The 4473-nt window shown below is 73.8% G+C and carries 5 protein-coding genes; 4 read left to right on the top strand and 1 reads right to left on the bottom strand.

Annotated features, from left to right (window positions below):
* Positions 1-99: 99 nt before the first annotated feature.
* Positions 100-606 (top strand): hypothetical protein, encoded by a 507-nt coding sequence (locus E1211_RS30940; protein WP_132353595.1) that lies wholly within the window; start codon positions 100-102, stop codon positions 604-606.
* A 64-nt stretch (positions 607-670) separates the two neighbouring features.
* On the opposite strand, the gene E1211_RS30935 is transcribed toward E1211_RS30940, so the two are convergent.
* Entirely contained in the window at positions 671-1513 is an 843-nt protein-coding gene (locus tag E1211_RS30935) for an MOSC domain-containing protein (RefSeq protein WP_243709786.1), read from the bottom strand.
* A gap of 149 nt (positions 1514-1662) precedes the next feature.
* On the opposite strand from E1211_RS30935, the gene E1211_RS30930 reads away from it, so the two are divergent.
* From E1211_RS30930 to E1211_RS30920, 3 genes are read left to right on the top strand one after another with little or no spacing between them, the layout of a single operon-like run.
* Positions 1663-2454, top strand: coding sequence for a DedA family protein (locus E1211_RS30930; protein WP_132353593.1), 792 nt, complete (start codon positions 1663-1665; stop codon positions 2452-2454).
* Positions 2451-3581, top strand: coding sequence for a sensor histidine kinase (locus E1211_RS30925; protein ID WP_132353591.1), 1131 nt, complete (start codon positions 2451-2453; stop codon positions 3579-3581). The genes E1211_RS30930 and E1211_RS30925 overlap by 4 nt, the downstream gene beginning before the upstream one ends.
* On the top strand, positions 3572-4216 hold the full coding sequence (locus tag E1211_RS30920; RefSeq protein ID WP_132353589.1) for a response regulator transcription factor: 645 nt from the start codon (positions 3572-3574) through the stop codon (positions 4214-4216). The genes E1211_RS30925 and E1211_RS30920 overlap by 10 nt, the downstream gene beginning before the upstream one ends.
* The last annotated feature ends 257 nt before the right edge of the window (positions 4217-4473 follow it).

Here is a 4473-nt window from a genome sequence, read left to right as displayed (position 1 = left end):
ACGCGTCAGATCGTCGGCAGCGTCAGCTGTGTATAAGAGACAGCCTCGGCGCAGGCCCCCACCCTGATCGACAGGCGGCCCGCGGCGCCACGGCACCCGGTGCCGGCACCGCGACGGCGGTCCCGCAGCCCGCTCGCCGCGATCGCCGCCGCCGGTCTGGTGCTCGTGCTCGCCGTGGGGGTGTTGCTCGCCCTCGACGACGACCGCGGTACCCCGTCGGCCGCCGGCACGGCGAACTCCACGCCGCACTCGCCGGCCACCTCCGCCGCGCCCAAGCCCCCGTCGCCGTCGACGTCCCCGCCCGCGCCGCCGACCACCGAGGCGCCCGAGCCGCTCGACCTGCGGCAGCTCGCCACCGAGTTCGTGGCGCTGCTGGTGAAGGCGCAGGCACAGGGCCAGGTCGACCGGCGGACCGCCGACGACCTGCGCGACGAGCTGGCCGACCTCATCCGTGGCAAGCCGAAGGACCGGGCCAAGCACGTCAAGAAGCTGCGCGAGCGGATCGACGAGGCGGCCGAACGGGACGAACTCTCCTCCGGGATCGCGGACCGCCTCGACGACCTGCTCGAACGTGTAGAGGTGCACGTCGGGCGCGACGACGGCTGAGGTCTTCCCGACCCGGTCGGGTGTTGCGCGCGGCCGGTCGCCACGGCCCGGCCGAGTCCGGGCCCTAGTCGAGCTCCACCGCGTCGCCGACGGCGACCCGACCCGGCGTGACCACCTGGGCGTACGCGCCGACGCACGGCTGCGGCCCGAGGCCGGGCAGCGGTTCGATTCGGTTCAGTCGGGCCGGCGCCCGCAGCGCGTCCGGCCGTCGGGGCAACCGGCCGTGCGCCAGGGTCGGCACGGCGCACCGCGGCGTCGGGGCGAGCACCCGCAGCACCAGCTCCCCACCGATCCGCAGCCGGCGGCCCACCCAACTGTTCTCCACGAATCCGGTCTCCGGTGTCGCGACGACCAGGTTCGGGCGGTACCGCTCGGCCTGCGGGGGACCGTCGGGCAGCTCGACGGCGAGCCGGCCGAGCGCGGCGGTGGTGAGCAGGTGGATCGGGGCGAAGTCGAAGAAGGTGCCGGGTGCGGCGCCGCCGAGCGGGCTCGGATCCACCGGTACGACGGCGGTGACGCCGGCGGCGAGTACGGCTTCCGGAACGGCCCGGTCCAGGGTTGCGCCCGCCGGCGGCGTGTCGGTCAGGGTCACCGGCGTGCCGAGCACCGCGGAGAGCAACTCGTCCGCCTGCTCGTTCCGGCCGGAGACCGTGCGACCGTCGGGCAGGGTGATCCGCACCGGCTCCGAGCCGCCGCCGGTTGCCTGGAACGTGAGCAGGTCGCGCCACCGCCGTGGGTCCTTCGCGCTGACCACCCGCCCGGTCTCGCGGTGCAGCAGCGCGAGCCGACGGTCGCCCTGGACGCCACCCGGGCCGACCGTCGCCGTGGTCAGCGATTCGCCGAGCATCGACTTGACCGGGTAGCGCCAGAGCTGGGCCACCCGGCCGTTCACCTGCTCACCCGACACGCGCCCACCCTAGCCGCCGCCGATCTCCGGCCGGCGGCCGCCGGACGCCACGGGTGCGGTTCTCCGCATCCCGTGGGGTGCGGCGTCACCGCCCGCTCGGAAGGCCATCCTCATGGCCGCCTCCCAGGAAGACTTCGTAGCGTTGACCCATGATTCGAACCCCGCACGCCCTACTCGCCACGGGAGGTCTCGCGGCGGACGCCCAACCGCCGCAGGACGGGATCGTCGGCTACGTCACGGACCTGGTGGAACGGCTCGGTGGGCCCGGCGCCGGCCTGGCCGTGGCGCTGGAGAACCTCTTCCCGCCGATCCCGAGCGAGGTCATCCTGCCGCTGGCCGGTTTCGTCGCCGGGCAGGGCCGGATGAGCGTGGTCGGGGCGATCTTCTGGACGACACTCGGATCACTGCTCGGCGCTCTGGCCCTCTACGGGATCGGAGCGGCGCTCGGCCGCGACCGGATCCGGGCGGTCGCGGCGAAGCTGCCACTGGTCAAACTCAGCGACGTGGACCGGACCGAGGCCTGGTTCATCCGGCACGGGGTCAAGGCGGTCTTCTTCGGCCGGATGATCCCGATCTTCCGGAGCCTGATCTCCATCCCGGCCGGCGTGGAGCGGATGCCGATCGCCGTCTTCGCCCTCTACACGACGCTGGGCAGCCTGATCTGGAACAGCACGTTCGTGCTCGCCGGCTACCTGCTCGGCGACAACTGGCACCTGGTCGAGGGGTACGTCGGCGTACTCCAGAACGTCGTCATCGTGGTCTGTGCGGCGGCGGCCGCCTGGTTCGTGGTGACCCGGGTACGCCGGGCCCGCCGCGGCGGAAGTGAGCCGGAATCGGCGACCCTCCCCAGCTCGGGCACGGGCGTCCCCGACCCGAGTGGCCGAGGCACCCTCTACCGCAGTGGCGGCTGGGGCGACGACGGGCACGGCGGGCCGCGTTGACGCACCCCGCCCGGGTCGGCGTCGGCGTCGGCGCGGGTGTGCTGACCGCCGCCGGGGATCTGGTCTTCCTGCTGGTCGCCGCCGTCGCCGGCGCCGGGTCCGCGCTCGTGCCGCCGGCCCGCCGCCGGGTCGGCGTGCTGATCCCGAGGTACGCCACGACGTTGGTGCGGCTCGAACGCCGCCGGCTCGCCGCGCTGCTCGGCGTGAACGAGCTGCCTCCGATCCGTACGGCCGGCTGGCGGGACGTCGCCTACCTGGCGGCCCGGCTGCTCCCGGGCGCGTTGGGGGCGCTCGCGTTCGGCCTGCTGGCGATCGGCGCGGTGCTGGCCTGGATCCTGCTCTCCGCCGCCGTACGCGGAGACCTGTCCCTGGCCGACCTCCTGCTTCAGGTCGTCGTCGGTGTGGTGTTGCTGATGCTGAACGTGCAGGCCATCGCCAGCGTGGGCGCGCTGGACGTCCGCATCGCCCGGCGGCTGCTCGACCGTGGCGCCCGGGCGGCCCTGGAGGAGCGGGTCCGCGAGTTGGCCAGCACGCGGGCGGGCGTGATCGCCGCCGTCGACGCCGAACGCCAACGCATCGAGCGGGACCTGCACGACGGACTGCAGCAGCGGCTCGTCGCGCTCGGCATGCTGCTCGGCAGGGCGCGGCGCGGCCGGGACGCCGAGCGGACGCACGCCCTGGTCACGCAGGCGCACGAGGACGTGCAGCGGGCGCTGGAGGAGTTGCGGGAGGTGGCCTGGCGGGTCTACCCCTCCGCGCTCGAGGAGAGCGACCTGGGGCAGGTGCTCGGGATGGTCGCCCAGCGTTCCGCCGTGCCGGTGCGGATCCGGTGCGACCTGCCCGTGCGGCCCGACCGGCAGGTCGAGACCGTGCTGTACTTCGTGGCCTGCGAAGCGCTCACGAACGCCGCGAAACACGCCGCCGCTACCCTGGTCACGATCGACATCGAGCCGGGGGAGGGGACGGTCCGGATGCGCGTACGGGACGACGGCACGGGCGGCGCGGATCCCTCGGGTCGCGGCCTCTCCGGGCTGGCCCGCCGGGTCGCCGCGCTGGACGGGCGACTGCGCGTGGAGAGCCCGGCCGGCGGGCCGACGACCGTACTGGCGGAGCTGCCGTGCGCGTGACGCTCGCCGAGGACTCGACGCTCCTGCGCGAAGGACTGGCCCGGCTGCTCGTCGAGGAGGGCCACGTCGTGGTCGCCTCGGTCGGCAGCGCCGACGAGCTGCTCGCGGCGGTCGACCTCGAACGCCCCGACGTGGTCGTCACCGATGTCCGGATGCCCCCCACCCACACCGACGACGGCCTGCGCGCCGCGTTGGAGATCCGCCACCGCTGGCCCGACACCGCAGTCCTCGTACTCTCCCAGTACGTCGAGAAGCGCTACGCCAGCCGGCTGCTCGCCGACCGCCCCGAGGGGGTCGGGTACCTGCTGAAGGACCGGGTCGCCCAGGTCGACGACTTCCTCGACGCGCTGGACCGGGTCTGCGCGGGAGCGACCGCGCTGGACCCGGAGGTGGTACGCCAGGTCGTGTCCGGCTCGGACCGCACCGACCCGCTCGCCCGGTTGACCCCGCGCGAACGGGACGTCCTGCACCACATGGCCCAGGGGCACACGAACGCCGCCATCGCCGGACGGCTGCACGTGTCGCTCAGCGCTGTCGAGAAGCACGCCAACGCGATCTTCGACAAGCTCGACCTGTCCAACACGACCGGCTACAGCCGCAGGGTGCTGGCGATCCTCCGTTACCTCTCCGCCTGACTCTTCCCCGGTGGCGCCCGCACTCCGGCGGGTTCGCGTCAAAACCGAGCGGGTTCATCGACTCGGGCTACCGGCATGTCGGGGTGTCCCTTCCGTGCGATTTGCCCCGACTTCACGGAACCCGAGTCGATCATCGGCTGCGGCTGGGGTGATTGGCCAGGTCGGGCTTGCCCCGGGCCAGGTCGGGGGCGTCGCGACCGTCCGGTTTGCGAGGGGAGGCGGGACGTTCCTCTGGGTGTTCGGGGTGGTGACCGGGC

Origin of the sequence: Micromonospora sp. 15K316 (assembly GCF_004348525.1) — a bacterium.
Lineage (GTDB): Bacteria > Actinomycetota > Actinomycetes > Mycobacteriales > Micromonosporaceae > Micromonospora.
The sequence above is the reverse complement of the archived record's forward strand: the minus strand, read 5'-3'. Positions and strand labels throughout refer to the sequence as shown.